The sequence below is a fragment of the Microbacterium sp. F51-2R genome, from assembly GCF_052180235.1.
In the GTDB taxonomy this organism is placed as follows: Bacteria; Actinomycetota; Actinomycetes; order Actinomycetales; family Microbacteriaceae; genus Microbacterium.
In genome coordinates, this window is record NZ_CP197470.1 from 2,477,503 (window position 1) to 2,503,540 (window position 26,038).

Below are 26,038 nucleotides of genomic sequence, written 5' to 3' on the forward strand. Positions count from 1 at the left end.
GGGGCAGGGCTACGCTGGCATGTCCATGAGTCGAATCCCCAGTTTCCGCGGCCTCGTGCTCGCCGCCGGTGCGGGCACGCGGTTCGGCGGCCCCAAGGCGCTCGCGCGCGCGGCGGACGGGACGCCGTGGGTCGTGCTGGCGGTGAGGGCGCTGACGGATGCCGGCTGCCGCGACGTCGTCGTGGCGCTCGGGGCTTCTGCCACCGAGGCGCGGGCGCTCGTGCCGGCGGCCGCCGCGGCGCTCGTCGTCGACGGGTGGGAGGACGGACTCTCGGCGACCCTCCGGGCGGCTCTGCCCGTCGCGGCGGAGGGCGCCGACGCGGTGGTCGTCGTGCCCGTCGACACTCCGGAGCTGTCGCCCGAGGCGGTGGGCAGGGTCGTCGCGGCGGCCGGGGCCGCTCCGCGCGCGGCGCTCGTCCAGGCCGTGTACCGCGGCGCGCCGGGGCACCCCGTGCTGATCGGCGCCGATCACGTGCCGCACCTCGTCGCCGGGCTCGCGGGCGACCGCGGCGCGCGGCCGTACCTCGTCGCCCACGGCGCGATCGAGGTCGAGTGCGCCGACGTGTGGTCGGGCGCCGACCACGACGAGCGCTGACCGCGGCCTCCCCGGTCGCCGCGCGAGCGCCGGCCCCTCCGGTCCCCGAGCGAGCGAAGCCAGACGAGGGGGCGACCCCAACCCTCCGCACGACGTCACGTACCGCCCTTTCGCTGATGTTCGATGCGTTGCGGGATCAGCCGATGACGACGTTCTCGGGCTCCTCGCCGGCGAGGAGGTGCGCGATCTGGCGCTTCACCAGGCGCGCGATGCGCGGCCGCATCGCCGTCGAGGCGCCGCCGACGTGCGGCGAGATCAGCGCGCCGGGAAGGCCCCACAGGGGATGGCCTTCGGGCAGGGGTTCGGGGTCGGTCACGTCGAGCGCGGCCCGGATGCGTCCGCGCTGGACGTGGCCGACGAGGGCCTCGGTGTCGATGAGGGGTCCGCGTCCGACGTTGACGACGAGGGCTCCGTCGGGCAGCGCCGAGAGGAAGGCGTCGTCGATGATGTGACGCGTCGCGTCGCCGCCGGGGAGCGAGGCGATGACGATCTCGGCCTGGGGGAGCAGCTCGGGCAGCTCGTCGACGCCGTGCACCGGCATCCCGTCTTCATTCCGAGCCGTGCTCGCGACGGCGATGAGCTCGACCTCGAAGCCGAGCAGGCGCGCCGCTACCGCCTTGCCGATGCCGCCGAAGCCGAGCAGCATCACGCGGCGGTCGGCGAGGCTGTCGGCGAAGACCGGCGCCCAGACGCCCTTCGCGGTGTTGACGGCGAAGAGGTCGAGCTGGCGCTGCGAGGCGAGGGTCAGGGCCACGGCGAGTTCGGCGGTCGAGGTCTCGTGCACCGTGGTGGCGTTGGCGAAGCGCAAGTGGGGCGGCAGCACGTCGGCGACGCCTTCGTAGCCGATCGACTGACCCTGCACGAGTCCGACCTCGACGCCCTCGAGCCGCTCGAGCACCTTCGCCATCTTCATGTACGGCGGCACGACGATGTCGAAGGCCGTGCGGGGCGCGGGCCCGTCCATCGGCCACACGACGACGTCCACGCCCTCGGGGAGCGGCGCGAGATCACGCGCGAGCTCGTCGGTGGGCACGGAGACGACGAGTGATCGGATGCTGCTGCTCACCCGCTCCACGCTACCGGCGCGGTGCGGAGGCGGGGCCGCGCGCCGACGCTACTCTCGCGCCAGCGGGCACCGCGCCGGGCGGAGCCGCGAGGAGGCGATGATGGTCCCCGAGATCAACTACTGGGCGGTGCTGCTCGCGACGGCGTCGAGCATGGTCGTGGGCTCGATCTGGTACACGCCGAAGGTCTTCGGCACGCGGTGGTCGAGGCTTGCGAAGGTCGACATGAACCGGTCGAGTGCGACGGCCGTGGTCCCGATCGTGGTGACGGTGCTCGTGAGCTTCGTCACGGCGTGGGTGCTCGCCGGCGCCGCCGCGATCGCGTGGCACTTCTACGGCGGAAGCTGGTTCTGGGGCGCGGTCATCACGGCGGTGACGCTCTGGGCGGGCTTCACGGCGGCCCGATTCATCACGCACGACGCGTTCGAAGGGCGTCCGACCTCGCTGACGGTGCTCAACATCGCCCACGAGCTCGTCACGGTGCTCGTCATGGCGGTCATCGTGGGGCTCTGGCCGCCCGCCGGCACCGTCTGACGTCCTGCGGGCCGGGCGCAAGACCGCCGCCCGCGCCCCTGCCCGCGCCGAGCGCGGCACTTTCCTGCGAGCGCTACGTCGCGCGACGTAGCGCTCGCAGGTAAGTGTGGCGCTGGCTTCGGGCGCGAACGGATGCCGCGTCCCGCGCGGGCGCGAACGGATGCCGCGTCCCGCGCGGACGCGAACGGATGCCGCGTCCCGCGCGGGCGCGAACGGATGCCGCGTCCCGCGCGGGCGCGAACGGATGCCGCGTCCTACGCGGCCGCGGCGCGGGGTCAGGCGGAGGCGCCGACGAGGGAGGCGAGGGCCGACGTGAAGAACGAGAGCCCGTCGACGCCCGACCGCATGGCCGCGGCGGTGTCGGGGCCGAAGCCCGGTTCGACGGCGTGCTCGGGGTGGGGCATGAGTCCCACGACGTTGCCGCGCTCGTTGGTGAGGCCGGCGATGTCGTCGACCGAGCCGTTGGGGTTGACGCCGACGTACCGGAACGCGACCAGGCCTTCGCCCTCGATGCGCGCGCGGGTCTCGGCATCCGCGATGTATCCGCCGTCGCCGTTCTTGAGGGGGATGACGATCTCCTGGCCCTCGGTGAAGTCGCTCGTCCAGGCCGTCGACGCGTTCTCGACGCGCAGCCGCTGGTCGCGGCAGATGAACTGCTGGTGGGCGTTGCGGATGAGCCCGCCGGGGAGCAGGTGCGCCTCGACGAGCATCTGGAAGCCGTTGCAGATGCCGAGGATGGGCATGCCCTTGGCCCCGGCATCCTTCACCTCCGCCATGATCGGCGCGAGGGCGGCGATCGCGCCGGCGCGGAGGTAGTCGCCGTAGCTGAACCCGCCGGGGAGGACGAGCGCGTCGACGCCCTTCAGGTCGTGGTCGCCGTGCCAGAGGGCGACGGGCTCGGCGCCGGCGATCCGGATGGCGCGCTGCGCGTCGCGGTCGTCGAGCGAGCCGGGGAAGGTGATGACGCCGACGCGCGCGGTCATTCGACGACCTCGATGCCGACGACGTCCTCGATCACGGAGTTGGACAGCACGTCGTCCGCGAGCTTGCGCACGGTCTCCAGCAGAGCCTCGTCGACCTCGCCGTCGACGGCGAGTTCGAAGCGCTTGCCGATCCGCACACCGCTGAAGCCGGTCACGCCGATCCGGTCGAGTGCGCCGGCGACCGCCTTCCCCTGCGGGTCCAGCAGCTCGGCCTTGGGCATGACGTCGACGACAATGGTGGGCATACGAAAGCTCCGAGAGTGCGGCGGGATCTGGCGCTTCCAGTCTAGGACCCGCGGGCCCCGGCCGATTCTCGCGCTGTGACCGAACTGTGATCACGGCGTGGGAGCGCTCCCTTGACTTCGTGGGAGCGATCCCATAGCGTCTCCCTCGTCCGGTGAGAGCGCTCCCACGGATGAGGTCTCGCAACGGGGAGCGTCGCTCGAACTTGCCCCACCACAAAGGAGTGACACGTGAATTCACGCGCACTGCGTCAGATCGCCATCGCGACTGTCGCCGTTTCCACCTCCGCCATCGTCCTCGCGGGTTGCGCGGGCGGCAGCGGTTCCACGTCCGAGTCCGGCGGCCCCGTCACCCTGACGGTCGCCACCTTCAACGACTTCGGCTACACCGACGAGCTGCTCCAGGCGTACCAGGACGAGCACCCCGAAGTGAAGATCGTCCACAACAAGGCCGCGACGTCGAACGACGCCCGCGCCAACTACTTCCAGAAGCTCGGCAAGAAGGGCCTCGCCGACATCGAGGCCATCGAGGTCGACTGGCTGCCCGAGGTCATGAAGTACTCCGACCTCCTCGCGCCCGTCCCCGCCGACCTGAAGGACCGCTGGCTCGACTGGAAGACCGAGGCCGCGACCGACGCCGACGGCAACCTCATCGGCTACGGCACCGACATCGGTCCCGAGGCGATCTGCTACCGCTCCGACCTCTTCGAGGCGGCGGGCCTGCCCACCGACCCGGCCGAGGTCGCGACCCTCCTCGAGGGCGACTGGTCGAAGTACTTCGAGGTCGGCGCGCAGTACTCGTCGGCCACCGGCAAGGCGTTCTTCGACTCCGCCGGCGGCACCTACCAGGGCATGATCAACCAGGTGAAGGCCGCGTACGAAGACCCGAAGACGGGCGACATCACCGCGACCGAGAACCCCGAGGTCAAGGACATCTACGACCAGGTCACCGCGGCCAGCGCGACGCAGTCGGCGCACCTCGGCCAGTGGTCGGACGACTGGTTCGCCGGTCTGTCCAACGGTGCCTTCGCCACGATGCTCTGCCCCGGCTGGATGCTCGGTGTCATCTCCGGCAACGCGCAGGACGTCACGACGTGGAACGTCGCCAACGTCTTCCCCAACGGCGGCGGCAACTGGGGCGGCTCGTACCTGACCGTCCCCGCCAACGGCGCGCACGTCAAGGAAGCCCAGGCGCTCGCCGACTGGCTGACCTCCCCCGAGACGCAGATCAAGGCCTTCGAGAACGCCGGCACCTTCCCGAGCCAGACCAAGGCCCTCGAGGACCAGACGCTCCTGAGCTCGACGAACGAGTTCTTCAACAACGCGCAGGTGGGCCAGATCTTCACCGACCGCGCCAACGCCGTGACGGTCTCGCCGTTCAAGGGCGAGAAGTACTTCCAGATCAACGACGCCATGCAGCAGGCGCTCACCCGCGTCGACGTCGACAAGTCGCAGTCGCCGGCCGAGTCGTGGGATCAGTGGGTGTCTGAAGTCGACGCTCTGAACTGATCGGAACGAATGGTCGCGGGCCCGGGGCCCTGCTCCGGGCCCGCGACCCCTCTGTCTAGCGAAGGATCCTCCGTTGACCAGCACCCTGACGCCGCCCGCGGCGACGACGACCGAAGACAAGCGCGAGCGCTCTCCGCGCCGCATCGGCTTCGGGCACCGCCTGAGCCGGTGGGACCTGAAGCTCTCCCCGTACCTCTACATCTCCCCGTTCTTCATCCTGTTCATCGTGGTCGGCCTCTTCCCGATCGCGTACACCGCAGTGATCTCCTTCATGGACTGGGACCTCGTCCGCAACAACGGCGAGTTCATCGGCTTCGACCAGTACATCTGGGTGCTCTCCAACCCGAAGTTCTGGATCGCCCTGCGCAACACCTTCAGCATCTTCCTGCTGTCGAGCGTGCCGCAGCTGATCGCCGCGATCTTCATCGCCGCGATGCTCGACCAGAACATCCGCGCCAAGACGTTCTGGCGCATGGGCGTCCTCATCCCCTACGTCATGGCGCCCGTCGCCGTGGCCCTCATCTTCAGCGCGATGTTCGGCGACCAGTACGGTCTGGTCAACACGATCCTGACCAACCTCGGCCTGCCCGCGATCCCGTGGCACTCCAACGCCTTCGCGAGCCACATCGCGATCGCCACGATGGTGAACTTCCGCTGGACGGGGTACAACACCCTCATCCTCCTCGCCGCGATGCAGGCGATCCCACGTGACTACTACGAGGCCGCGACGGTCGACGGCGCCGGCAAGATCCGCCAGTTCTTCTCGATCACCGTGCCGAGCCTGCGCCCGACCCTCATCTTCGTCATCATCACCTCGACGATCGGCGGCCTGCAGATCTTCGACGAGCCGCGCATGTACGACCAGTTCGGTCTCGGCGGCGCGAACTCGCAGTGGCTGACGATCACGCTCTGGCTCTACAACATCGGCTGGGGCGAGTGGAACTTCGGTCGCGCAGCGGCCCTCGCCTGGATCCTGTTCCTCATCATCCTCGTCATCGGCATCATCAACCTCGTCGTCACCCGCAGCGTCGTGCGCGACGAAGGCAGCCGCAACACGCTCTCGCGACGCGATCGCCGCGCCGCCGCGCGCGCCGCACGCGACCGTGTGGCCGCGCAGTCGCAGGCGACGGATGCCTCGTCCCCCGGTCGCTCGACAGTCACCGCCGCCGCGGCGGCGCCCAGCAAGGAGGACGCGCGATGACCGCCGTCAGCCCCATTCCGCTCGCTCCGCGCGAGAAGCAGACGCCCGAAGAGGGCTACAGCCCCAAGCGCCGTCGCACCCGCCGCGTCATCCGCGGCTCGCGTCCCGGCTGGATCGTGTACGCCGTGCTCGGGGTGTTCCTCCTCGGATCGGTCTTCCCGTACTACTGGTCGTTCCTCATCGGCTCGGGCGACTCGTCGACGATCCGCGATCCCAACATGTCGTGGCTCCCCGGCGGCAACTTCGTCGCGAACGCCCTCTCGGTCGTGAACGACCCCGCCGTCAACTTCTGGCTCGCGCTGTGGAACTCGATCTGGAGCTCGACCGTCATCGCGCTCTCGGTCGTCTTCTTCTCCACGCTCGCGGGCTGGGCCTTCGCGAAGCTGCGCTTCCGCGGGAGCCGCTGGCTCCTCGTCTTCGTGATCGCGACGATGGCGGTGCCGACGCAGCTCGGTGTCGTGCCGCTCTACATCCTCTTCGCCGACCTCGGCTGGACGGGGCAGGTCGGCGCGATCATCGTGCCGGCGCTCGTGACGGCGTTCGGCGTCTTCTGGATGACGCAGTACCTGCAGCAGGCGGTGCCGGATGAGCTCATCGAAGCCGCGCGCGTCGACGGCGCGAGCTCGTTCCGCACGTTCTGGACGGTGGGCCTGCCCGCCGCCCGCCCCGCTGCGGCGATGCTCGGCCTGTTCACGTTCGTGACGGCGTGGAACAACTTCTTCTGGCCGTTCATCGTGCTCGATCGGCAGAACCCGACGCTCCCCGTCGCCCTGTCGCTCCTGCAGTCGAACTACTTCATCGACTACTCCGTCGTGCTCGCGGGCGTCATCCTCGCGACGATCCCGCTCCTGCTGCTGTTCGTGTTCGCAGGCAAGCAGCTGGTGAGTGGGATCATGGCCGGGGCTGTGAAGGGCTGACCATGACATTCCTGAGAGAGGACACCGCGCGCATGACCGCGACCGGAGCGCGACCGTTCCCCCCCGACTTCCTGTTCGGTGCCGCGACGGCCGCCTTCCAGATCGAGGGGGCCGCGTTCGAAGAGGGACGCACGGCCTCGATCTGGGACGCCTTCTGCCGTGTGCCCGGCGCCGTGATCAACGGCGACGACGGCGACGTCGCGTGCGACCACTACCACCGATACGCCGGCGACGTCGCGCTCATGAAGCGCATGGGCCTGCAGACCTACCGCTTCTCCACCTCGTGGTCGCGGGTGCGTCCCGACGGCGGGCCGCTCAACCCGCAGGGGCTCGACTTCTACAAGCGCCTCGTCGACGAGCTGCTCGACGCCGACATCCTGCCGTGGCTGACGCTCTACCACTGGGACCTGCCGCAGGCCCTGCAGGACAAGGGCGGCTGGACAGACCGCGCCACCGCCGACCTGTTCACCGAGTACGCGCTCGACATGCACGACGCCCTCGGCGACCGCGTCAAGGTCTGGACGACGCTCAACGAGCCGTGGTGCTCGTCGTTCCTCAGCTACACGGCCGGCATCCACGCGCCCGGCCACTACAGCGTGACCGAGGGGCTCCTCGCCGCGCACCATCTGCTCCTCGGTCACGGCCAGGCGGTGCAGGCGCTGCGCGGACGCGACGCGTCCCTCGACATCGGCATCACCCTCAACCTGACGGTCGCCGACCCCGCCGACCCGTCGAAGCCCGCCGACGTCAACGCGGCACGGCTCATCGACGGCCAGTTCAACCGCTGGTTCCTCGACCCGGTCTTCCTCGGGTCGTATCCCGCCGACGTCGTGGAAGACATCCGGGAGGTGGATGCCGCGGCCGTCGACGCGCTCGAGCGCGCCGTTCGACCGGGAGACCTCGAGACGATCGCGACGCCGATCGACGCGCTCGGCGTCAACTACTACCACGGCGAGTTCGTCGGGGGAACACCGTCGCCGACCCCGCCGGAGGGTGGCGACGCGCCCACCGACCGCGTCGGGCACTCGCCCTTCCCCGCGTCGGCCGACGTGCACTGGTACGACCGCGGCCTGCCGCGCACCTCGATGCACTGGGAGGTGCAGCCCGAGGGGCTGACGCGCCTCCTGCAGCGCGTGTCGGCCGAGTACGCGGCGCCCGCCGGTACCGTCCTCTACGTCACCGAGAACGGTGCCGCCTACGACGACGAGCCCGTCGTCGAGGACGGCGAGGTGCGTGTGCACGACGACGAGCGCGCGGAGTTCCTCCGCGTGCATCTCGGCGCGATCCTCGATGCGATCGAGGCCGGGGTCGATGTGCGCGGCTACTTCTACTGGTCGCTGCTGGACAACTTCGAGTGGGCCTGGGGGTACGAGAAGCGGTTCGGCATCGTCCGCGTCGACTACGACACCCAGGAGCGTTCGGTGAAGGACAGCGGACGGGCCTACTCTCGGATCATCGCCGAGCGAGCCCTCGACCCGGGATCCGGCACCGACGCATAGCATCCGGGGGGAAGCAGTCTCCATGAGCACCGATACGTCACGCCTCGCGGTGACGATCGAAGAGGTCGCCGCCGCCGCGGGGGTGTCCCGATCGACCGTCTCGCGCGTCGTCAACGGGTCGACGGCCGTGAGTCCCACGGCCCTCGAGGCCGTGCAGCGGGCGATCACCGCGCTGAACTACGTGCCCAACCGCGCGGCGCGGTCGCTGGCGAGCCGGCAGACGCAGGCGATCGGACTGATCGTCCCCGAAGACACGACGCGCTTCTTCGGCGATCCGTTCTTCGCCTCGATCGTCTCGGGCATCAACGCGCGGCTCAACCGCTCCGACTACGTGCTGAACCTCTTCATCGCGAGCGACGACCCCGGCGACAAGACGACGAGCTACGTGCGCAGCGGCGCCGTCGACGGCGCGATCATCGTCTCGCACCACACCAGCGACACCTTCATCGACCGGATCGCGGCGGCCGTCCCCGTCGTCTACGGCGGCCGTCCCGTGCGCGAGCGCGAGCGCAACTACTACGTCGACGTCGACAACGTGCGCGGAGGGCGGGATGCCACGGCCTACCTGATCGAGCGCGGTCACCGCCGGATCGGCACGATCACGGGTCCCCTCACGATGCCCGCGGGCATCGACCGCCTCCGCGGGTACCGCGAGGCGCTGGCCGCCGCGGGGCTGGAGGAGGGCGCCGTCGAGGACGGCGGCTTCACGGCCGACGGCGGCGCCGACGCGATGCGGCGCATCCTCGACCGGGGCGAGGTCCCCGATGCGCTCTTCGTCGCGAGCGATCTCATGGCGCGCGGCGCGCTGGCGGTGCTGGCCGCGGCCGGGCTCCGGGTGCCCGACGACATCGCGATCATCGGTTTCGACGATTCCCCCGTCGCGACCTCGGTGACCCCGCAGCTGACCACGATGCGCCAGCCGTCGTTCGAGCAGGGTCAGCGCATGGCGAGCATCCTCCTCGACCTCCTCGCCGGCAAGGACCCGCGACACGTCACGATCCTCGACACGACCCTCGTCGTCCGCGACTCCGTGTAGTCCGCCGCGGCGTCAGCCCGCGGTCGTCGCGAGGATCGCGTTGCGCCACGGGTCTTCGAACGCGAGGGTGCGGCCGTCATCGCGCACGGCGAACCCGTGATGCTTCAGCCGCTCCTCGAGCGCGCCCAGCGAGTCGGAGTCCGGCAGCGAGAGATCGACGCGGCCGAGGCCGAGCGCCGGCATCCGGGGTCCTGCCCCGCGTGAGTTCCACACGTTCATCGCCATGTGGTGGTGGTAGCCGCCCGCGCTCACGAACAGGGCGCTCTGGCCCATCGACAGCGTCGCGTCGAACCCGAGCGCATCGACGTAGAAGGCGCGGGCGGTCGCGACATCCCCCACCGAGAGATGCACGTGACCGACGGATGCCGCGTCCTGCGCGGTCGAGCCGGCGAGCGTCTCCTCGGTGAGGTGCTCCCGAAGGTAGGCGTTGGGGTCGAGGAAGAGCGTCGCCATCTCGACCTGGCCGTGCACCCACGACCACTCGGTGCGGGCGCGGTCCCAGTACAGCTCGACGCCGTTGCCCTCGGGATCGGTGAAGTAGAACGCCTGACTAACAAGGTGGTCGGCGCTGCCGGTGAAGGTGCCCGGAGCGTGTCGCGCGACGGAGCACAGCGCCGCTGCGAGGGCCTCCGGCGTCTGGAACAGGATCGCCGTGTGGTACAGGCCCGCCGAGCCCGCGGCGGCATGCCGCAGCGACGGCTCACGGCGCAGCACGACGATCGCCCGCCCGGCGCGCCCGAGCGCGACGGTGTCGCCGTCGGCGGAGAGCACCTCGAGCGTGACGGCGTCGCGGTAGTAGCGCGTCATGGCGTCGAGGTCGGCGACGAGGAGCGTGACGGGGCCCATCGCCGTATCGGCCGAGAGCCGGTCTCCCGAAACGGCGGATGCCGCGGAGATCTCATTCATGTGAATGACAACGGCGCGGCATCCGTCGTTCTTCCTCAGCGGGGGCCGTCGAGCGGGTCTCCTCCGAGCGGGCCGACCGCGGGGATCGGACCGCCGTCGTCGGCGCCCGTCTTACGCCAGCGGGCGATCGCGTTGCCGAGGTGGTAGATGAGAAGCGCCGCGGCGGCGCCGATGACGATCGCGCCGAGCTGGAAGTCGCCCCACACCATCGTGAACCCGGCGATCGCGATCACGAGGGCCACGGCCGCGGTGTACTGGTTGACGGGGCGCGAGAAGTCGACGCGGTTGTCGACCCAGATCTTGATGCCGATGATGCCGATGAGCCCGTAGAGCGCCGTCGTCACGCCGCCCAGCACTCCGGGGGGCACCGAGTTGAAGACGGCCCCGATCTTGGGCGAGAGGCTGAGGACGATCGCCGCGGCGCCGGCGACCCAGTAGGCCGCCGTCGAGTAGACGCGGGTCGCCGCCATGACGCCGATGTTCTCGCCGTAGGTCGTCGTTCCCGAACCGCCGAAGGTTCCGGCGAGGGTCGTGGCCACGCCGTCGGCGATGAGCGCCCGCCCGGTGTACTTGTTGACCGAGGCATCCGTCATCGTCGCGACGCCGCGCACGTGGCCGACGTTCTCGGCGATCAGGACGAGCACGACGGGGAGGAACATCGCGATGACGCTCCACGTGCCGGGCGACGCGAAGTCGGCGATGTGGAACTCGGGGAGGCCGATCCACGCGGCCTTGTCGACGGCGGAGTAGTCGATCTGACCCGAGATCGCGGCCACGATGTAGCCGATCACGACGCCGAGGAAGATCGAGATGCGGCCGAGGAACCCACGGAACAGCACGCTGCACAGGATCACCGCGACGAGCGTGATGGTGGCGGTGAGGGGCTGCTGCTGGAAGTTGGTCCAGGCCACCGGCGCGAGGTTGAAGCCGATGAGGGCGACGATCGCCCCCGCGACGACGGGAGGCATGAGCTTGTCGATCCAGCCGATGCCCGCGAACTGCACGATGAAGCCGATCGCCGCGAGGAGGACCCCGACGGCGACGATGCCCGCGAGCGCGGATCCCATGCCGGCCGTCGCGGTCGCCGCCGTGACGGGGGCGATGAACGCGAACGACGAGCCGAGGTAGCTGGGGAGCCGATTGCGCGTGATGAGCAGGAAGAGGATCGTGCCGAGGCCCGAGAAGAGCAGGGTCGTCGAGACGGGGAAGCCGGTGAGGACCGGGACGAGGAAGGTGGCGCCGAACATCGCGATGACGTGCTGCACGCCGATGGCGACGGTGGCCCCCCAGTTCAGACGCTCGTCGGGCCGCACCACCTCGCCGGGTTCGACGGTGCGACCGTCTCCGTGCAGGGACCAGACAGGCATACGCGCTCCTCGGGTTTTCAGGGTGTGACTGCTGAGGTCACGATACCTGGGAGTTCCCTGGGAGCCGCGCACGCGCGCCGAGCGGCGGCTCACGGGGCGGTGAGGCGCTCCAGGAGTTCGCGGTAGCGGTCGGCCGTCTGCGCGACGATGTCGGCGGGAAGCGCGGGGGGAGTGCCGGTCTTGTCCCAGTTCGCGGCGAGCCAGTTGCGGACGATCTGCTTGTCGAAGCTCGCCATGCGCTCGGCGGGGGTCGTGCCGGAGTGCCAGGCCTCGGCATCCCAATACCGCGACGAGTCGCTCGTGAGCACTTCGTCGGCGAGCGTGAGCACGCCGGCGTCGTCGAGGCCGAACTCGAACTTCGTGTCGGCGAGGATCAGCCCGTGGGCTTCGGCCGTGCGGGCAGCCCGCGCGTAGATCTCGAGCGACAGGTCGCGCAGCTGCGCGGCGCGCTCGGCGCCGACGAGCTCGACGGTCTGCTCGAACGAGATGTTCTCGTCGTGCTCTCCCATCGGCGCCTTGTAGGCCGGGGTGAACAGCGGCTCGGGCAGGCGGTCACCGTCGCCCAGGCCCTCGGGGAGCGGGATGCCGCATACGGTCCCCTGCGCCTGGTACTCGGCCCAGCCCGAACCCGTCAGGTAGCCCCGCACGACGCACTCGACGGGGAGCATCTCGAGGTTGCGGACGACCATCGCGCGGCCCGCGACCTCGGCCGGGATGAGCGCGCGCAGGTCGTCGGCGGTGCCGGGCACGCCGTCGGGGCCGTCGGTGAGGATCGCGCTCGCCGCGAGATGATTCGGGATGCCGCGGCCTCCGTCGCCGCCCGCGAGCCGGTCGAACCACCACAGGCTCAGCGTCGTGAGCAGCACGCCCTTGCCCGGGATGCCGGGCTCGAGCACGTGGTCGAACGCGCTCACGCGGTCGCTCGCGACGACGAGCATGCGCTCGGCGCCGCCGGGCTCCTGCGCGTCGGCCGGGACGTAGAGGTCGCGGACCTTGCCGGAGTAGACGTGCCGCCAGCCGGGGAGATCGAGGGGGTGTGCCACCCGCCCATTATCCCGGCCGCGCGCAGCGCGCGACTGCGTCCGCCTCGACCACGCGGTCACTCCGGAGCCCGCGGTCGCGACATCCGGTATAGTCCATGTGGACTAATCGACACGGATCATTCGATCCCGGACCCCTCATCGCCATGAAAGATCCTGTAGACCGCCTCACGCCGCTCGGCCTCATGATCCTCGCGCTGCTCGCCGAGGGCGACATGCACCCGTACGAGATGATCCGGCTCATGCGCCAGCGACGCGACGACCGGCTCGTGACGATCACCAACGGCACGCTCTACCACACGGTCGGGCGCCTCGAACGGGCCGGTCTCATCGCCGAGGTCGGCATCGACCGCGAGGGCAACCGTCCCGAGCGCACGACCTACACCCAGACCGAGCTCGGCCGGGAGGCGGTCGGCGAGTGGGTGCGGCGCGAGCTCCCGCGCATCGACCGCCCCGCGGAGTTCCGCATCGCCCTCGCCGAGGCGCACAACCTCGACCGTGAAGAGGTCGTGGGGCTGCTGGGGCGCCGTCGCGCCGCGCTCTCCGACGTGCTCGCCGAGCTCATGGGAGGAAGCGCCAGGGCGCACGAGCGACAGGTGCCTGTGCAGTACCTCCTCGAACTCGAGCGCGAGAGCGTCCTGCTCGCGCGCGACCTCGACTGGCTCGACGCGCTCATCGCGCGGCTCGAAGCCCATGAATTCCCCTGGGGGCAGCCTGGAGAGCCCTCGGCCCGCTATCTCGAAGACCGGAAGGCCGCACGCCGATGACCCATCAGCAGACGGATGCCGCGGCATCCGCCCCCTCGAAGACCCCCCAGCGCAGTCCGTGGCCCGCCCTCTGGGCGCTCGTCATCGGGTTCTTCATGATCCTCGTCGACACGACGATCGTCTCGGTCGCGAACCCCGCGATCAAGGCGGCGCTCGACCCCGACACCAACAACCTCGACAACGTCGTGTGGGTGACCTCCGCGTACCTGCTCACCTATGCCGTGCCGCTCCTCATCACGGGTCGCCTCGGCGACCGGTTCGGCCCGAAGAACATCTATCTCATCGGTCTCGGCGTCTTCACGCTCGCCTCGCTCGGCTGCGGGCTGTCGCCGACCTTGGGGGCCCTCGTCGCCTTCCGCGCCGTGCAGGGCGTCGGCGCGGCGCTCATGACGCCGCAGACGATGGCCGTCATCACGCGCACCTTCCCGCCGGACCGCCGTGGCGCGGCGATGGGGCTGTGGGGGGCGACGGCCGGTGTCGCGACGCTCGTGGGCCCGCTCGTCGGCGGACTCCTCGTCGACGGGCTCGGGTGGGAGTGGATCTTCTTCATCAACATCCCCGTCGGCATCGTCGGCTTCGTGCTCGCGTGGGTGCTCGTGCCGAAGCTCGAGACGCACCCCCACCGCTTCGACATCGCGGGCGTCTTCCTCAGCGCCCTCGGCCTGTTCCTCATCGTCTTCGGCCTTCAGGAGGGCGAGAAGTTCGACTGGGCGCCCTGGGTCTGGGGGATGATCGTCGCCGGTGTCGCCGTCATGGCACTCTTCGTGTGGACGCAGGCGCGCACCAAGAGCGAGCCTCTCGTGCCTCTGGAGCTGTTCCGCGACCGCAACTTCTCGGTCGCGAACACCGCGATCGCCGCGGTCGGCTTCACGGTGACGAGCATGTCGCTGCCGCTCATGTTCTTCATCCAGCTGGCCCGCGGCCTCAGTCCCACCCAGGCTGCGCTGCTCCTCATCCCGATGGCCGTGCTCTCGGGCGTGCTCGCGCCCTTCGCCGGGCGCCTGCTGGATCGGACCGACCCGCGCTTCCTGCTCGTGCCGGGCCTCGCGTGCGTCGGCATCGCGCTGCTGTGGTACTCGAGCCTCATGAACGTCGACACGCCGATCTGGATGTTCCTCCTCCCGTCGGCGCTCATGGGCATCGGCAACGCCGGCATGTGGGGTCCTCTCGCCACGACCGCCACCCGCAACCTCCCGCCCCGCCAGGCGGGGGCGGGGGCCGGCATCTACAACACGACGCGGACCATGGGCTCGGTCATCGGCTCGGCATCCATCGCCGCCTTCATGCAGGCGCGCCTCGAGGCGAACCTGCCCGGCGCGACCACCGCGAGCGGCGGATTCAGCGGCGGACAGCTGCCGCCGTTCGTCGTCGACGGCTTCTCGGCCGCGATGGCCCAGTCGATCCTGCTGCCCGCGGGGGTGCTCCTCATCGGCCTCGTGGCGGTGTGCTTCATGCGCCGGCCCGTCCTGACGGTCACGGCCGAGTGGCAGGAGGCCCGTCGCGCCGACGGCTGAGGCTCGGCAGGGCGGCGTCCGCGGTTCTCCCACCCGGGCGGTCAGTCCGGGTCGGAGGCGTCGAGCGGTTCGTGGTGGTCGAAGGCGACCATGCCGCGCTTCCAGTAGCCGCTCAGGGCGTACTGCTCCCGGGGGAGGGCGAGCCCGTAGCGCAGGTACCTCCGCAGCGGAATGAGACGGGATGCCTCGCCCGCGCCGAACACGAAGGTCGAGGCATCCGCCCCCACCATCTCGACCGCGTCGCCGAGGTCGCCGAACGCCTGCATGAGGTCGAAGTCGTCGCGGCCGGACTCCTGGCGCAGATACGTCTCGACCCACGCGATGTCGCCCGGAACGTCGGCGATCACCTCGACCGCCGTCGTCGGTGCGAGCTCGGCGAGCCAGCGCGTCGCCGAGGGGAGCGCCGTGCCGTCGACGACCAGCACGACGCGCGGGGCGTTCTGGGGCGCGCTGTGCGAGCCGCGAGGCCCGACGATCACGAGCCGGTCGCCGACCGCGGCTCGCTCGCCCCAGCTCGCCGCGGGGCCCGGATCGACGTGACGGAGGATGTCGAGGTCGATCGCGCGCCGGCGGGTCGCCTCGTCGAGGCGGGGGTGGAGCGGGGTGAAGTCGCGCGCGAACATCGGCGCCTCCGGCCGGACGATCCCTTCCTCGCCGGGCCCGACGGGCCGCGGCGCGACGAGCTCGCCGGTCACCGGGTGAGGGAAGAAGACGCGCACATGGTCGCTCGGACCCGTGCTCGCGAAGTCGTCGAAGTCGGGGCCTGACAGCGTCACGCGCACGAACTCGTCGACGGGCCGCGAGACGGCCGTCACGACGGCCTCGCGCGCGGTGAAGCGGTGCCGGGTGCGCGCCCGGTGGAAGGGGGCCGACGGATCTTCGACGGGTCGCTCCGACCCGGTGGCGCCCGAGGGCGGGGGCGGGGTCGCGGCATCCGTCATGACAGTCCTCCTCCGATCGCTCACGTGAGGCGACCTGTTCCAGCAAAGCACGCCCGCGGTCGGCGCGGTGGCCGCGGGCGTCACCCGCGACCGCCACACCTTCCTGCGACCGCTACGTCGCCCGACGCCGCGCTCGCAGGTAACTGTGGCGCTCGCGCCAGCGCGAGCGCTCGCGCTCGCGCGAAGCGCCCAGCCCGCGATGCGCAGGGATCAGCGCGGGCCGACGCCGCGCTCGTGCGCCCAGATCGCGAGCTCGACCCGGTTGCGGGCGCCGATCTTGGCCATGATGCTCGCGAGGTGGGTCTTCACGGTGCTGAGCGAGATGTGCAGCTCGTCGCCGATCTCGCTGTTGCCGAGACCGCGCGCGACGCGCGCGAGCACGGCCTCCTCACGGTCGGTCAGGGGGCTCGCGGGTGGGCGCGGAGGCTGCGGCGCCGACCCGGCGAAGGCCTCGATCAGCCGCACCGTGACGTTCGGGTCGATCAGCGCGTCGCCCCGTGCCGCGGCACGCACCGCCTCGCCGAGGAGGACCGGGCCGGCGTCTTTGAGCAGGAAGCCGCGCGCCCCCGACCGCAGGGCGCGGTAGACGTACTCGTCGAGGTCGAAGGTCGTGATCACGACGACCGGGATCGGGTCGGACACCTCGGGCCCCGCCAGCAGCCGGGTCGCCTCGAGGCCGTCCATGATCGGCATCCGGATGTCGAAGAGGCAGACGTCGGGCCGCAGGTCGCGGGCGAGCGCGACGGCCGCCGCCCCGTCGCCCGCTTCGCCGACCACCTCGAGGTCGGGCTGCGCGTCGAGGATCATGCGGAGCCCCGTGCGCACGAGATCCTGGTCGTCGGCCACGAGCACCCGCACCGTCATGCCGCCCCTCCCTGCCGGGGGAGCGTCGCCGTCACGGTCCACCCGCCGCGCGCATCCGGCCCTGCCGTGCACGCGCCGCCCAGCATCGCGGCACGCTCGCGCATGCCCGTGAGGCCGTAGCCGGCCGGCGCCGGCGCGGTGGCCTCGCCGTCGTCGTGCACCTCGAGTCGCACCTCCGCCGGATCGACCTGCACCGTCACGTCGATCCGCGAGGCTCCGCGCGCATGCCGCCGGGCATTCGTCACGGCCTCCTGCGCGATCCGGAACGCCGCCGCGGCGACCGGCGCTGACGCCGACCCCGGATCGCCGTCGAGGCGGACGAAGACGCGCGGGGACGCGGCATCCGTCGCCTCGAGAGACCGGATGTCGGCGAGGCCGGGAGTCGGCGCGAGCGCCGCATCGGGACCGCGGAGGACCCCCACCATCGCCCGCATCTCGCGGAGGGTGCGGGATGCCTCGGCCTCGATCGCCTCGAGGACCTCGGCCGTCGCGCGGGGGTTGGTGGCGGCGACGGCCGAGCCCGCCTGCGCCTGGATCGCGATCGCCGAGACGTGGTGGGCGACGGTGTCGTGGAGGTCGCGCGCGAGCTGCTCGCGCTCGAGCACCCGCACCTGTTCGAGCTCGCGGGCGCGCGCTCCTCGCCGCCAGCGGATCGCGAGACCCAGCGTCGATGTCGCGACGGCCACGGCGATGCCGCCGACGACGTCGGCGGGCCCCGGTGCGGAGGTGAGGACGGTCAGGAGCGTGCCCGCGACCACGAGCGCGCCGCCCACGACCATGGCCCGTCCCGATCCCCAGCGGAACAGCGCGTAGAGCAGGATCAGGAAGTAAGCCGTGGTGATCAGCTGCGGATCGCCGTCGGTCACGAGCCCCACCGCGGTGCCGACGGCGATCGCGATCGCGAGCATCGTGAACGGACGCTGCCGCCGCCACAGCAGGGTCGGCGCGAGGGCCACGAGCACGACGGCCCAGACCCAGCGCCACGGCACCTCGGGGCGAAGGGATGCCTCGACGACCGCCAGCACGATGACCGCACCGAGGAGCACGCCGTCGCGCCAGACCCGTCGAGGGGGAGCGGGAGCCGCTGCGGGCGCGTCCCAGAGCGCGCGGACCGGGCTCGTCATGGCCTCATGATAGGGGCGCAGAGACGACGGATGCCGGGGCCGGGCGACCCCGCCGCGCGCTCATGGCGCGGGCGCGCCGGCGGATCACGATCTCTGCCACGAGGAGGTTGATGCCCCAGCCGGCCGCCATGAGCACCGTGTGCAGGACAGGCCCCGGCGCGCCGAACGCCAGCGTGTAGGGGACGAACGTGAGGACCTGCGTGCCGGCGCCGAGGCCGATCGCGTACGCGCGCGTCATCCAGGCGCTGTGGGTGCGCACATCGCCCCGGCGGATCGCCAGGAAGGCGGCGACGATCGCCCCCGCCATGACGGTCGCGAGGACGATCCGGAGGGCTGAGAGTCCCGGACCCGTCACACTCGCCGGCATCTCGTAGAAGATCGTCATCCACAGCGCCGAGAGGGCCGCGAGGAGCCCCGCGGGCGCGACGACGCGCCCCGCGATCCGGTGCCAGCGGCGGCGGCGCAGCGACGGGGCGAACTGCAGCGCGCCGAGCACGAGGAAGACGCTCGAGCCCACGATGTGCACGACGATCGGCACCGGCGAGTCGAAGAACCGGGCGTTGTCGGCCGTGATCGTCGCGCCGGTCGAGAGCTGTGTCAGCCGCGCGGCGCCCGAGAGCACCGGGACGAGGCTCAGAGCGATGAGCCCGGCGGGGGCGAGCCACTCACGGCGGCGCGTCGGAGGGGTGGATGTCATGCCGCCATGCTGACGGCGACGGATGCCTCGGCACATCGGCCGCCCGGTCCGAAACGCCTCGTCCGATCGGCCGATGCGCCTCCGGGCGGTCCGGCCGGTTGGGCCGCCGGGGTCAGTCCTCGACGACCCGGGCGGCGATGTCGGTGCGGTACTGGCCGCCCTCGAGGTCGATCTCGGCCAGGGCGCGGTAGGCCCGATCGCGGGCCTCGGCGAACGTCGTGCCGCGGCCGACGACGTTGAGCACACGACCGCCGGTCGCGACGAGGCCGTCGCCCGACTCGGCCGTGGCCGCATGGGCGAGGTGCACGCCCTCGACGGCGGCCGCGGCATCCAGTCCCGAAAGAACGCGACCCGTCACGGGCGACTCGGGGTAGCCCTCCGACGCGAGCACCACGGTGACGGCGACGGCGTCGGCGAACGCGGGGCGCCGGTGGTCTTCGAGGTTGCCCGAGGCCGCGGCGAGCAGCAGCTGCGACAGCGGATCGACCAGACGCGGAAGCACGACCTGCGTCTCGGGGTCGCCGAAGCGTGCGTTGAACTCGATGACCTTGACGCCCTGCGGCGTGAGGATGAGGCCGGCGTAGAGGAGTCCGATGAAGGGGGTGCCCTCGGCATCCATCCGGCGGATGACGGGCTCGGCGATCTCGCGCGTGACGAGGTCGACGAAGGCCTGTTCGGGATCGGATGCCTCGCCCTCGACCGCCCAGCCGCCGAAGCGCTCGCCGAGCCAGGGCAGGGGGGAGTAGGCGCCCATGCCGCCCGTGTTGGGGCCTTCGTCGCCGTCGCGGAGGCGCTTGAAGTCCTGCGCGGGGCTGAGGGGGAGGACGTGGTCGCCGTCGCTCAGGAAGAACAGCGAGACCTCGGGGCCGGAGAGGAACTCCTCGACGAGGACGGGTCCGCCGGCGAGGTACGTGTCGGCGTGCGCGAGGGCGGCGTCGCGGTCGTCCGTGACGATGACGCCCTTCCCGGCGGCGAGGCCGTCGGCCTTGACGACGTGGGGAGCGCCCAGATCGTCGAGCGCCGCCTCGACCTCGGCGCGCGTGTGGGCGCGAACGGCGCGGCCGGTCGGGACGCCCGCGGCCTCCATGATCCGCTTCGCGAAGGCCTTCGAGCCCTCCAGCTGCGCGGCGGCCTTGCCGGGACCGAAGACGGGGATGCCGCGCTCGCGCAGCGCATCGGCGACACCGGCGACGAGCGGCGCCTCGGGGCCGACGACGACGAGGTCGATCGCGTGCACGTTGGCGTGCTCGCTGACCGCGGCGGGGTCGTTCGCGTCGAGCGGGACGATCGTCGCGTCCTGCGCGATCCCCGCGTTGCCCGGAGCCGCGAAGATGTCGTGACTCGTCGCCTCCGACCGGAGGGCGAGGATGATGGCGTGCTCGCGAGCACCGGAGCCGAGGACCAGGATTCGCACTCGGCCAGCCTACCGAGGGGCGCCGCCCCTGCTTCGGGTGTGTGTCGCTCGCGTGCGTCGGGGATGATCGCATGGTGACGCGCCGAATCACCCTGACCCTGCACAAGCCCTCGTTGGCGCTCTATGCCCGGATCCGCCCGACCCTCGTGATCGCGGGGCGGGGTCAGCCCACCCAGTGGGGACCGGGCACCTGGCAGGTTCCGTCAGACCAGACCGTCGTGATCCAGGTGTTCCTCTTCACCGGGCTCTGGCGATTCGGTCAGGCGGAGTTCGCGCTCGAGCCGCAGGACGCGCCCTCGCTCGTCTACCGCGCGCCGGTCCTGCCGTTCCTGCCGGGACGGCTCCTGCTTCAGGCGGGCTCCCGCACATCGGGCTGACGTCCGGCGCGGGGGTTGTGGGCCGGCCGACCTAGTACTTCGGGCGAACGTGCATCGGGTGCCCGACTTCGACGCGATAGGCGAGCGGGAAAGGCCCGAACACATCGGCCCTCTCGCCGCCCTGCTGGAGCGGGAAGGCGACCACGAGCTCGACGCCCGGGCGCCGGATGTTGCCGATCAGGTAGTCGACGTCGCGGATCCGCTTGAGCCGACCGCTCACTCGGGGACGTGATCCGGAGTCGATGGGCGGCCGCGTGAACGACACGCGATGGTTGATGTCCAGGTCGCTCAGATCTTGGACGGTGCAGGAGCGCGCGCGGGAAGGGTCCACGCCTGATCGTCCCACGCGCCGCGGCATAAGTGTGCGGCTGGGCGAACCGCGCGCAGTGGGACGCCGCGAAACCGGTCAGCGGTGACGACTGCGGTTGCGGACCAGCCCGAACACGATCGTCCCGATGAACAGGATGATGCCGATCACCGCGAGCCACAGCAGTCCCTGGAAAGCGAAACCCACCACGGCAAGGACGGCCCAGACGACCAGAAGGATCACGAGAACAGTCCACATACCCGCGACGCTACCCCCGGCGGCCGCCGCCCGTCGGGGATTGACATCTGGACGAGAGCGGCCGGTCCGCACGACGGAGCCGGGCTCGGCCGGGCGTAGCGTGGACCCGTGGCGAAGAAGATCGCACTGGATGAGGGACGAGCCGCCCTCGCCGCCGTCCGCGCGGCGGACGCGGCATCCGTGCGCCCTTCCCGCACCGACCTCGCGACGGCCGTCCGCTATCTGCTGCAGCTGCTGGCAGAGAAGGCTCCGGGCAACTCGGTCGAGATGCGCGTGCCGCCCTTCGGGGCAGTGCAGGTCGTCGAGGGTCCCCGTCACACGCGCGGCACGCCGCCCAACGTCGTCGAGACCGATGCCGCCACGTGGATCGCGCTCGCGACGGGTGCCGAGCACTGGGCGGATGCCGCGTCCGCCGGCCGCATCCACGCTTCGGGCACCCGGTCCGACCTCTCCGACCTCCTGCCGCTGCGACCCTGAGCCGGGTACCGCCTCGCCGGGTCCTCCGCGTTCCGGCGGTGGGACAATGGCGGTATGGGACGCGAGCCCGCCGGCGGACCCGGCGAGGACGACCGCGCCGACGAGCACGTCATCGGCGAGGAGTGGGAGGCGGGCGCCCTCCGCCGTTCGCCCCGGTACGGACGGATCCTTTCGCTGAGCATCCTCGCGGGCCTCCTCGTGGCCGCGATCCACACGGGACTCTCGATCGCCGGAGCGGCGCCCAACGATCCGCTCGCCTCGCAGGCGTCGGGCGTCATGTGGACCTTCTGCGTCCTCGCGGTCATCTGGGTCGCCTTCGCGCTGCTCGTAGCCTCGACGGCCGTCATCGTGCTCGATCGCATCGTCGGCACGCGGAGCCGGCCCGTCATCACGGAGCACTCGACGATCATCACCGACGACCTCACGACGCCCATGACCGACGAAGTGCCGTGGTGGCTGCGCGCCTCCGACGACGACGGCGACGAACCGCCGCGGCGGCGGCCTGAGGGATGATGGACGTATGTCCGACTCGCCGAATCCTCCGCTGACGCCGGGCTCCGGCACGCGCTCCGAGACGGTGCGCGTGCGCCGCGCGCCCAAGTTCTCGGTCTTCCTCATCGTCGGCGCGGCCCTCGGACTGCTCACCGCCCTCGTGCTGACCTTCGCCTTCAACGGCTCGGCCGCCGAGAGCCAGAACACAGGCCTGATCTACTCGCCCGGCCAGGTGTTCGGCTTCCTCGCCCTCATCTGCGTCACGGTGGGCGTCGCCGTGTTCGCGGTCCTCGCGCTCGTGCTCGACCGCATGAGCCGTGCGCGCACGCGCGAGGTGCGCGTCGACCGCGAGACGGTGCAGGGCGCCGACGCCGACTGACGCGGCCCCGGCCTCAGGCCAGCTCGGCGATGATCGGGTGGATCGCGGCGTCGAAGGCCGCGACATCCCCCCGCAGTCCGTCCGTGACGGCGATCGTGAGCGAGCCGATCCACCAGACCCCGCGCTGCGTGAGCGGCAGCACCTGCACGTTCAGCTCGAACGAGTGCGCGCGGCGGCCGACCTGCCGCTCGTGCTCGGCGATCGCGCTGGCGTACGCGCGGTACGAGACGCCGGGCTTGGCCGCCGAGTCTTTGCGGTAGCGCTCCTTGGCGGACTGCGAGTAGGCGACCGCCTCGGCCGCATACGGCGCGATGGCGGCCCGCAGGTCGTCGGAGCCGTCGAGCGGGAGGGCGACCAGCGTGTCGAAGCCGTCGATGAGCTCGAGCGGCACGGGCGAAGGGTGGGCCTGCGGCTCCACCGTCATCGCCCAGTATTCGCGCCACTGGCGCTCCAGGCGGGCCTGCGCCTCCTCGTCGCGATCGTGTATGCGCGCGGGGACTCCGCGCAGCTGCGGCAGCTCGTCGGGGGAGCGGATGCCGAGAACCTGGCGCAGATAGAGCGCGAGCAGGACGGGCTGACTCGCGTCTTCGCGAATCACCCACTCCGGAGCACCGGCGCCGCCCATGCCTCCAGTCTAATTCTCGCCTCCCTCTCCCGCCCGCCCGGCCCGTGAGACTCCATCTGCGGGCCGAGACCGTGGGCGCGCCCCGCGCTCTCGGCGCTCAGATGGAGGTTCAGCGATCGGGGGCGTCGGCGTCTGCGGAGGCTCACGGACGCGGGCGGGAAGGACGAGGGGCGGATGCCGGGGCCCGGCGTCCGGGCGGGTGCGCGGCCGGGCGTCCGGGCGGGTGCGGGGCCCGGCGTCCGGGCGGGTGCGCCGCCGGTAGGCTGGGGGCGTGGCATCTCCCACCGACGATGCGCCCCTGACGGGCGCCCCCGCCGAATCCGCACACGCCCCCTCTTCCAACCCCTACGCCGCGGCAGGGGTCGATACGGCTGCGGGCGATCTGGCGGTCGAGCTCATGAAGTCCGCCGTGCGCCGCACGCAGGGCCCCGAAGTGCTCGGAGGGGTCGGCGGCTTCGCGGGCCTCTACGACGCCTCCTTCCTGCACTCCTACCGCTCGCCGCTCCTGGCGACCAGCACCGACGGCGTCGGCACGAAGGTCGCGATCGCGCAGGCCATCGACAAGCACGACACGATCGGCCGCGACCTCGTCGGCATGGTCGTCGACGACATCGTCGTGGTGGGGGCCAAGCCCCTCTTCATGACCGACTACATCGCGTGCGGCAAGGTCTTCCCGCAGCGCATCGCCGACATCGTCCGTGGCATCGCCGACGGCTGCGCCGAGACGGGCACGGCCCTCGTGGGCGGCGAGACGGCCGAGCACCCGGGCCTCCTCGGCCCCAACGACTACGACGTCGCGGGCGCCGCGACCGGCGTCGTCGAGGCCGACGGCGTGCTCGGGGCCGACCGCGTGCGCGCGGGCGACGTCGTGCTCGCCCTCGCCTCGAGCGGGCTGCACTCCAACGGCTACAGCCTCGTCCGCCACATCGTCGCCGGCGCAGGCATCCAGTACGGCGCTCACGCGGCCGACTTCGGCACGACGTGGGGCGAGACCCTCCTCGAGCCGACACGCCTCTACACGACCCCGCTCCTGCGGCTCATCGAGGAGACCGGCGTCGCCGTCCACTCGCTCAGCCATGTGACGGGCGGCGGCATCGCGGCCAACCTCGCCCGTGTCCTTCCGCAGCAGACCTGGGTCGAGCTCGACCGCTCGACCTGGTCGCCGCCGCCGGTCTTCCGCGTGCTCGCCGATCTCGGCGACCTCTCGCTGGAGCAGACCGAAGGCACCTGGAACCTCGGCATCGGCTTCCTCGCGGTCGTCTCCGCCGACAAGGCGGAGGCCGCGGCATCCTTCCTCTCGCGGGCCGGCGTCCAGACCTGGCAGGTCGGCGTGGTCAACGACGGAGCGCGGCCCGAGGGCGCGTTCGAGCAGGGCGCCAAGGGCGTCGACGGCGGGGCCGTTCGCCTCGTCGGCACCTACCAAGACGGAGCGAAGTAACACCCCATGTGCGGAATCGTCGGGATGGTGGGCCAGGGGTCGGTCAACCAGGAGATCTACGACGCCCTCCTCCTGCTGCAGCACCGCGGGCAGGACTCGACGGGCATCGCCACGGCGGAGCGCAACGGCGTGTTCCACATGACCAAGCAGCGCGGGCAGGTGCGCGAGGCGTTCCGCACGCGCGACATGCGCACGCTGCTCGGCGACATCGGCCTCGGACACGTGCGCTACGCGACGAAGGGCACGGCCTCGAGCGAGGAAGAGGCGCAGCCCTTCTACGTCAACGCGCCCTACGGCATCGTCCTCGTGCACAACGGCAACCTCACCAACACGCGCGAGCTGACGGACGAGCTCTTCCACAAAGACCGCCGCCACCTCAACACGAGCTCCGACACGGAGCTGCTCGTCAACGTGCTCGCCAACGAGCTGCAGGCCTCGATCACGGGCCTCCGGCTTGATCCGGCGCAGGTGTTCGACGCCGTCACGCGCGTGCACGAGCGGGTCGAAGGGTCGTACGCCGCCATCGCGCTGCTCGCCGGCTACGGGCTCCTCGCGTTCCGCGATCCGTTCGGCATCCGTCCCCTCATCATCGGCACGCGCCCGGCCGACGCCGGCGGCTACGAGTGGATCGTCGCCTCCGAGTCGCTCGTGCTCGAGAACGGCGGCTTCGAGGTCGTGCGCGACGTCGATCCGGGCGAGGCGGTCTTCATCGACCTCGACGGCAACCTGCACACGCACCAGTGCGCGCCCTCCCCGACTCTCGCGCCGTGCTCCTTCGAGTACGTCTACCTCGCCCGTCCGGACTCCGTCATGAACGGCATCTCGGTGTACGAAGCGCGCCTGCGCATGGGCGAGCGCCTCGCCGACACGATCGCCAAGTACACGCCCCGGGACGCCATCGACGTCGTCATGCCCATCCCCGACTCCGCGCGCCCCGCGGCCATGCAGGTCGCCCGCAAGCTCGGCATCGAGTACCGCGAGGGCTTCTACAAGAACCGCTACGTCGGCCGGACGTTCATCATGCCGGGGCAGGCGATCCGCAAGAAGAGCGTGCGCCAGAAGCTCAACGCGATGTCGACGGAGTTCAAGGGCAAGAACGTGCTCCTCATCGACGACTCGATCGTGCGCGGGACGACGTCGAAAGAGATCATCCAGATGGCTCGGGATGCCGGGGCCAAGAGCGTCACGTTCGCCTCGGCCGCTCCGCCCGTCCGGTACCCGCACGTCTACGGCATCAACATGCCCTCGCGCCAAGAGCTGGTCGCGCACGGCCGCACGATCCCGCAGATCGCCGAGGAGCTCGGCGCCGACTTCGTCGTGTACCAGGAGGTCGAAGACCTGAAAGCGGCGATCCTCGAAGGCTCCGACATCGACGACCTCGACATGAGCTGCTTCGACGGCCGCTACGTCACGGGCACCGTCTCGGAGGAGTACCTCGCCTGGGTCGAGGGGTCGCAGGAGTCCTGACCGG

Annotated in this window: 29 protein-coding genes; 15 read left to right on the top strand and 14 right to left on the bottom strand. The window is 71.2% G+C overall.

Annotated elements, in window-relative coordinates; genetic code table 11:
- Positions 1 to 25 precede the first annotated feature (25 nt).
- Complete coding sequence (locus ACSBPH_RS11065; RefSeq protein WP_442574391.1) at positions 26 to 595, top strand: nucleotidyltransferase family protein; 570 nt, start codon at positions 26 to 28, stop codon at positions 593 to 595.
- 136 nt (positions 596 to 731) lie between these two features.
- On the opposite strand, the gene ACSBPH_RS11070 is transcribed toward ACSBPH_RS11065, so the two are convergent.
- Positions 732 to 1,661, bottom strand: coding sequence for a 2-hydroxyacid dehydrogenase (locus ACSBPH_RS11070; protein ID WP_442574392.1), 930 nt, complete (start codon positions 1,659 to 1,661; stop codon positions 732 to 734).
- Positions 1,662 to 1,761: 100 nt separating this feature from the next.
- Between ACSBPH_RS11070 and ACSBPH_RS11075 the strand changes: the two genes are divergently transcribed.
- Complete coding sequence (locus ACSBPH_RS11075) at positions 1,762 to 2,193, top strand: DUF1761 domain-containing protein (protein WP_442574393.1); 432 nt, start codon at positions 1,762 to 1,764, stop codon at positions 2,191 to 2,193.
- 275 nt (positions 2,194 to 2,468) lie between these two features.
- On the opposite strand, the gene purQ is transcribed toward ACSBPH_RS11075, so the two are convergent.
- Positions 2,469 to 3,176, bottom strand: coding sequence for a phosphoribosylformylglycinamidine synthase subunit PurQ (purQ, locus tag ACSBPH_RS11080; protein WP_442574394.1), 708 nt, complete (start codon positions 3,174 to 3,176; stop codon positions 2,469 to 2,471).
- Entirely contained in the window at positions 3,173 to 3,421 is a 249-nt protein-coding gene (gene purS, locus ACSBPH_RS11085) for a phosphoribosylformylglycinamidine synthase subunit PurS (protein WP_442574395.1), read from the bottom strand. The genes purQ and purS overlap by 4 nt, the downstream gene beginning before the upstream one ends.
- A gap of 228 nt (positions 3,422 to 3,649) precedes the next feature.
- Between purS and ACSBPH_RS11090 the strand changes: the two genes are divergently transcribed.
- From ACSBPH_RS11090 to ACSBPH_RS11110, 5 genes are all read left to right on the top strand, one after another.
- Positions 3,650 to 4,927: an ABC transporter substrate-binding protein gene (locus ACSBPH_RS11090; protein WP_442574396.1), complete on the top strand. Its 1,278-nt coding sequence runs from the start codon at positions 3,650 to 3,652 to the stop codon at positions 4,925 to 4,927.
- A 73-nt stretch (positions 4,928 to 5,000) separates the two neighbouring features.
- A complete protein-coding gene (locus ACSBPH_RS11095) occupies positions 5,001 to 6,128 on the top strand; it encodes a carbohydrate ABC transporter permease (RefSeq protein ID WP_442574397.1) in 1,128 nt (375 codons plus the stop codon).
- Positions 6,125 to 7,045 carry a carbohydrate ABC transporter permease gene (locus tag ACSBPH_RS11100; RefSeq protein ID WP_442574398.1) on the top strand — a complete coding sequence of 307 codons (921 nt, stop codon included), beginning with the start codon at positions 6,125 to 6,127 and terminating at the stop codon, positions 7,043 to 7,045. Before ACSBPH_RS11095 ends, ACSBPH_RS11100 begins: the two co-directional genes overlap by 4 nt.
- Before the next feature lie 2 nt (positions 7,046 to 7,047).
- A complete protein-coding gene (locus ACSBPH_RS11105; RefSeq protein ID WP_442574399.1) occupies positions 7,048 to 8,544 on the top strand; it encodes a GH1 family beta-glucosidase in 1,497 nt (498 codons plus the stop codon).
- 22 nt (positions 8,545 to 8,566) lie between these two features.
- Positions 8,567 to 9,580, top strand: coding sequence for a LacI family DNA-binding transcriptional regulator (locus ACSBPH_RS11110; RefSeq protein ID WP_442574400.1), 1,014 nt, complete (start codon positions 8,567 to 8,569; stop codon positions 9,578 to 9,580).
- A gap of 12 nt (positions 9,581 to 9,592) precedes the next feature.
- On the opposite strand, the gene ACSBPH_RS11115 is transcribed toward ACSBPH_RS11110, so the two are convergent.
- The 3 genes from ACSBPH_RS11115 to ACSBPH_RS11125 all read right to left on the bottom strand — a co-directional run bounded on the left by ACSBPH_RS11115 (position 9,593) and on the right by ACSBPH_RS11125 (position 12,896).
- A complete protein-coding gene (locus ACSBPH_RS11115) occupies positions 9,593 to 10,486 on the bottom strand; it encodes a VOC family protein (RefSeq protein ID WP_442574401.1) in 894 nt (297 codons plus the stop codon).
- A 35-nt stretch (positions 10,487 to 10,521) separates the two neighbouring features.
- Positions 10,522 to 11,853, bottom strand: coding sequence for a uracil-xanthine permease family protein (locus tag ACSBPH_RS11120; protein ID WP_442574402.1), 1,332 nt, complete (start codon positions 11,851 to 11,853; stop codon positions 10,522 to 10,524).
- An 89-nt stretch (positions 11,854 to 11,942) separates the two neighbouring features.
- The gene (locus tag ACSBPH_RS11125; protein ID WP_442574403.1) at positions 11,943 to 12,896 is read right to left on the bottom strand and encodes a phosphoribosylaminoimidazolesuccinocarboxamide synthase; all 954 of its coding nucleotides are present in this window, start codon (positions 12,894 to 12,896) and stop codon (positions 11,943 to 11,945) included.
- 143 nt (positions 12,897 to 13,039) lie between these two features.
- Between ACSBPH_RS11125 and ACSBPH_RS11130 the strand changes: the two genes are divergently transcribed.
- Complete coding sequence (locus ACSBPH_RS11130) at positions 13,040 to 13,660, top strand: PadR family transcriptional regulator (RefSeq protein ID WP_442574404.1); 621 nt, start codon at positions 13,040 to 13,042, stop codon at positions 13,658 to 13,660.
- The gene (locus ACSBPH_RS11135; RefSeq protein WP_442574405.1) at positions 13,657 to 15,174 is read left to right on the top strand and encodes an MFS transporter; all 1,518 of its coding nucleotides are present in this window, start codon (positions 13,657 to 13,659) and stop codon (positions 15,172 to 15,174) included. Before ACSBPH_RS11130 ends, ACSBPH_RS11135 begins: the two co-directional genes overlap by 4 nt.
- Before the next feature lie 41 nt (positions 15,175 to 15,215).
- Here the strand turns inward: ACSBPH_RS11135 and ACSBPH_RS11140 are convergent, their stop codons facing one another.
- The 5 genes from ACSBPH_RS11140 to purD form a co-directional block, all read right to left on the bottom strand.
- Positions 15,216 to 16,115, bottom strand: coding sequence for a siderophore-interacting protein (locus ACSBPH_RS11140; protein ID WP_442574406.1), 900 nt, complete (start codon positions 16,113 to 16,115; stop codon positions 15,216 to 15,218).
- Positions 16,116 to 16,325: 210 nt separating this feature from the next.
- A complete protein-coding gene (locus ACSBPH_RS11145; protein ID WP_442574407.1) occupies positions 16,326 to 16,979 on the bottom strand; it encodes a response regulator in 654 nt (217 codons plus the stop codon).
- On the bottom strand, positions 16,976 to 18,103 hold the full coding sequence (locus ACSBPH_RS11150) for a histidine kinase (protein WP_442574408.1): 1,128 nt from the start codon (positions 18,101 to 18,103) through the stop codon (positions 16,976 to 16,978). Before ACSBPH_RS11150 ends, ACSBPH_RS11145 begins: the two co-directional genes overlap by 4 nt.
- A 4-nt stretch (positions 18,104 to 18,107) precedes the next feature.
- Positions 18,108 to 18,800, bottom strand: a complete 693-nt coding sequence (locus tag ACSBPH_RS11155; RefSeq protein ID WP_442574409.1) for a DUF2306 domain-containing protein — start codon at positions 18,798 to 18,800, stop codon at positions 18,108 to 18,110.
- A 112-nt stretch (positions 18,801 to 18,912) separates the two neighbouring features.
- On the bottom strand, positions 18,913 to 20,214 hold the full coding sequence (gene purD, locus ACSBPH_RS11160) for a phosphoribosylamine--glycine ligase (protein ID WP_442574410.1): 1,302 nt from the start codon (positions 20,212 to 20,214) through the stop codon (positions 18,913 to 18,915).
- Positions 20,215 to 20,285: 71 nt separating this feature from the next.
- On the opposite strand from purD, the gene ACSBPH_RS11165 reads away from it, so the two are divergent.
- Positions 20,286 to 20,591, top strand: coding sequence for a hypothetical protein (locus ACSBPH_RS11165; RefSeq protein WP_442574411.1), 306 nt, complete (start codon positions 20,286 to 20,288; stop codon positions 20,589 to 20,591).
- 31 nt (positions 20,592 to 20,622) lie between these two features.
- Here the strand turns inward: ACSBPH_RS11165 and ACSBPH_RS11170 are convergent, their stop codons facing one another.
- Both ACSBPH_RS11170 and ACSBPH_RS11175 read right to left on the bottom strand, forming a co-directional pair.
- Positions 20,623 to 20,811 carry a hypothetical protein gene (locus tag ACSBPH_RS11170; protein WP_442574412.1) on the bottom strand — a complete coding sequence of 63 codons (189 nt, stop codon included), beginning with the start codon at positions 20,809 to 20,811 and terminating at the stop codon, positions 20,623 to 20,625.
- Between the two features lie 186 nt (positions 20,812 to 20,997).
- Positions 20,998 to 21,156, bottom strand: a complete 159-nt coding sequence (locus tag ACSBPH_RS11175) for a hypothetical protein (RefSeq protein ID WP_442574413.1) — start codon at positions 21,154 to 21,156, stop codon at positions 20,998 to 21,000.
- Between the two features lie 108 nt (positions 21,157 to 21,264).
- Between ACSBPH_RS11175 and ACSBPH_RS11180 the strand changes: the two genes are divergently transcribed.
- From ACSBPH_RS11180 to ACSBPH_RS11190, 3 genes are read left to right on the top strand one after another with little or no spacing between them, the layout of a single operon-like run.
- Positions 21,265 to 21,633 carry a sterol carrier family protein gene (locus tag ACSBPH_RS11180; RefSeq protein WP_442574414.1) on the top strand — a complete coding sequence of 123 codons (369 nt, stop codon included), beginning with the start codon at positions 21,265 to 21,267 and terminating at the stop codon, positions 21,631 to 21,633.
- Positions 21,634 to 21,687: 54 nt separating this feature from the next.
- Positions 21,688 to 22,146, top strand: coding sequence for a hypothetical protein (locus ACSBPH_RS11185; RefSeq protein ID WP_442574415.1), 459 nt, complete (start codon positions 21,688 to 21,690; stop codon positions 22,144 to 22,146).
- A gap of 7 nt (positions 22,147 to 22,153) precedes the next feature.
- Positions 22,154 to 22,504, top strand: a complete 351-nt coding sequence (locus ACSBPH_RS11190; protein WP_442574416.1) for a potassium transporter Trk — start codon at positions 22,154 to 22,156, stop codon at positions 22,502 to 22,504.
- Between the two features lie 13 nt (positions 22,505 to 22,517).
- Here ACSBPH_RS11190 and ACSBPH_RS11195 read toward each other — a convergent pair whose 3' ends face one another.
- A complete protein-coding gene (locus tag ACSBPH_RS11195; RefSeq protein WP_442574417.1) occupies positions 22,518 to 23,129 on the bottom strand; it encodes a zinc-binding alcohol dehydrogenase in 612 nt (203 codons plus the stop codon).
- Between the two features lie 397 nt (positions 23,130 to 23,526).
- Here ACSBPH_RS11195 and purM point away from each other — a divergent pair, with 397 nt between their 5' ends.
- Together purM and purF are read left to right on the top strand one after the other, a co-directional pair.
- Complete coding sequence (gene purM / locus ACSBPH_RS11200) at positions 23,527 to 24,567, top strand: phosphoribosylformylglycinamidine cyclo-ligase (RefSeq protein WP_442577294.1); 1,041 nt, start codon at positions 23,527 to 23,529, stop codon at positions 24,565 to 24,567.
- A 6-nt stretch (positions 24,568 to 24,573) separates the two neighbouring features.
- Positions 24,574 to 26,034, top strand: a complete 1,461-nt coding sequence (gene purF, locus ACSBPH_RS11205) for an amidophosphoribosyltransferase (protein ID WP_442574418.1) — start codon at positions 24,574 to 24,576, stop codon at positions 26,032 to 26,034.
- Positions 26,035 to 26,038 lie beyond the last annotated feature (4 nt).

Excerpts from the sequence above, each read along its gene's own strand:
- ACSBPH_RS11140 (WP_442574406.1), bottom strand. The coding sequence starts at position 16,115 with ATGACGGATGCCGCGACCCCGCCCCCGCCCTCGGGCGCCACCGGGTCG.
- ACSBPH_RS11195 (WP_442574417.1), bottom strand. The coding sequence starts at position 23,129 with ATGGGCGGCGCCGGTGCTCCGGAGTGGGTGATTCGCGAAGACGCGAGT.
- purF (WP_442574418.1), top strand. The coding sequence starts at position 24,574 with ATGTGCGGAATCGTCGGGATGGTGGGCCAGGGGTCGGTCAACCAGGAG.
- ACSBPH_RS11190 (WP_442574416.1), top strand. The coding sequence starts at position 22,154 with ATGTCCGACTCGCCGAATCCTCCGCTGACGCCGGGCTCCGGCACGCGC.
- ACSBPH_RS11175 (WP_442574413.1), bottom strand. The coding sequence starts at position 21,156 with ATGTGGACTGTTCTCGTGATCCTTCTGGTCGTCTGGGCCGTCCTTGCC.
- ACSBPH_RS11145 (WP_442574407.1), bottom strand. The coding sequence starts at position 16,979 with ATGACGGTGCGGGTGCTCGTGGCCGACGACCAGGATCTCGTGCGCACG.
- purM (WP_442577294.1), top strand. The coding sequence starts at position 23,527 with ATGAAGTCCGCCGTGCGCCGCACGCAGGGCCCCGAAGTGCTCGGAGGG.
- ACSBPH_RS11155 (WP_442574409.1), bottom strand. The coding sequence starts at position 18,800 with ATGACATCCACCCCTCCGACGCGCCGCCGTGAGTGGCTCGCCCCCGCC.
- ACSBPH_RS11075 (WP_442574393.1), top strand. The coding sequence starts at position 1,762 with ATGGTCCCCGAGATCAACTACTGGGCGGTGCTGCTCGCGACGGCGTCG.
- ACSBPH_RS11110 (WP_442574400.1), top strand. The coding sequence starts at position 8,567 with ATGAGCACCGATACGTCACGCCTCGCGGTGACGATCGAAGAGGTCGCC.
- purS (WP_442574395.1), bottom strand. The coding sequence starts at position 3,421 with ATGCCCACCATTGTCGTCGACGTCATGCCCAAGGCCGAGCTGCTGGAC.
- ACSBPH_RS11115 (WP_442574401.1), bottom strand. The coding sequence starts at position 10,486 with ATGAATGAGATCTCCGCGGCATCCGCCGTTTCGGGAGACCGGCTCTCG.
- purQ (WP_442574394.1), bottom strand. The coding sequence starts at position 3,176 with ATGACCGCGCGCGTCGGCGTCATCACCTTCCCCGGCTCGCTCGACGAC.
- ACSBPH_RS11120 (WP_442574402.1), bottom strand. The coding sequence starts at position 11,853 with ATGCCTGTCTGGTCCCTGCACGGAGACGGTCGCACCGTCGAACCCGGC.
- ACSBPH_RS11150 (WP_442574408.1), bottom strand. The coding sequence starts at position 18,103 with ATGACGAGCCCGGTCCGCGCGCTCTGGGACGCGCCCGCAGCGGCTCCC.
- ACSBPH_RS11165 (WP_442574411.1), top strand. The coding sequence starts at position 20,286 with ATGGTGACGCGCCGAATCACCCTGACCCTGCACAAGCCCTCGTTGGCG.
- ACSBPH_RS11185 (WP_442574415.1), top strand. The coding sequence starts at position 21,688 with ATGGGACGCGAGCCCGCCGGCGGACCCGGCGAGGACGACCGCGCCGAC.
- ACSBPH_RS11105 (WP_442574399.1), top strand. The coding sequence starts at position 7,048 with ATGACATTCCTGAGAGAGGACACCGCGCGCATGACCGCGACCGGAGCG.
- ACSBPH_RS11135 (WP_442574405.1), top strand. The coding sequence starts at position 13,657 with ATGACCCATCAGCAGACGGATGCCGCGGCATCCGCCCCCTCGAAGACC.
- ACSBPH_RS11100 (WP_442574398.1), top strand. The coding sequence starts at position 6,125 with ATGACCGCCGTCAGCCCCATTCCGCTCGCTCCGCGCGAGAAGCAGACG.
- ACSBPH_RS11065 (WP_442574391.1), top strand. The coding sequence starts at position 26 with ATGAGTCGAATCCCCAGTTTCCGCGGCCTCGTGCTCGCCGCCGGTGCG.
- ACSBPH_RS11130 (WP_442574404.1), top strand. The coding sequence starts at position 13,040 with ATGAAAGATCCTGTAGACCGCCTCACGCCGCTCGGCCTCATGATCCTC.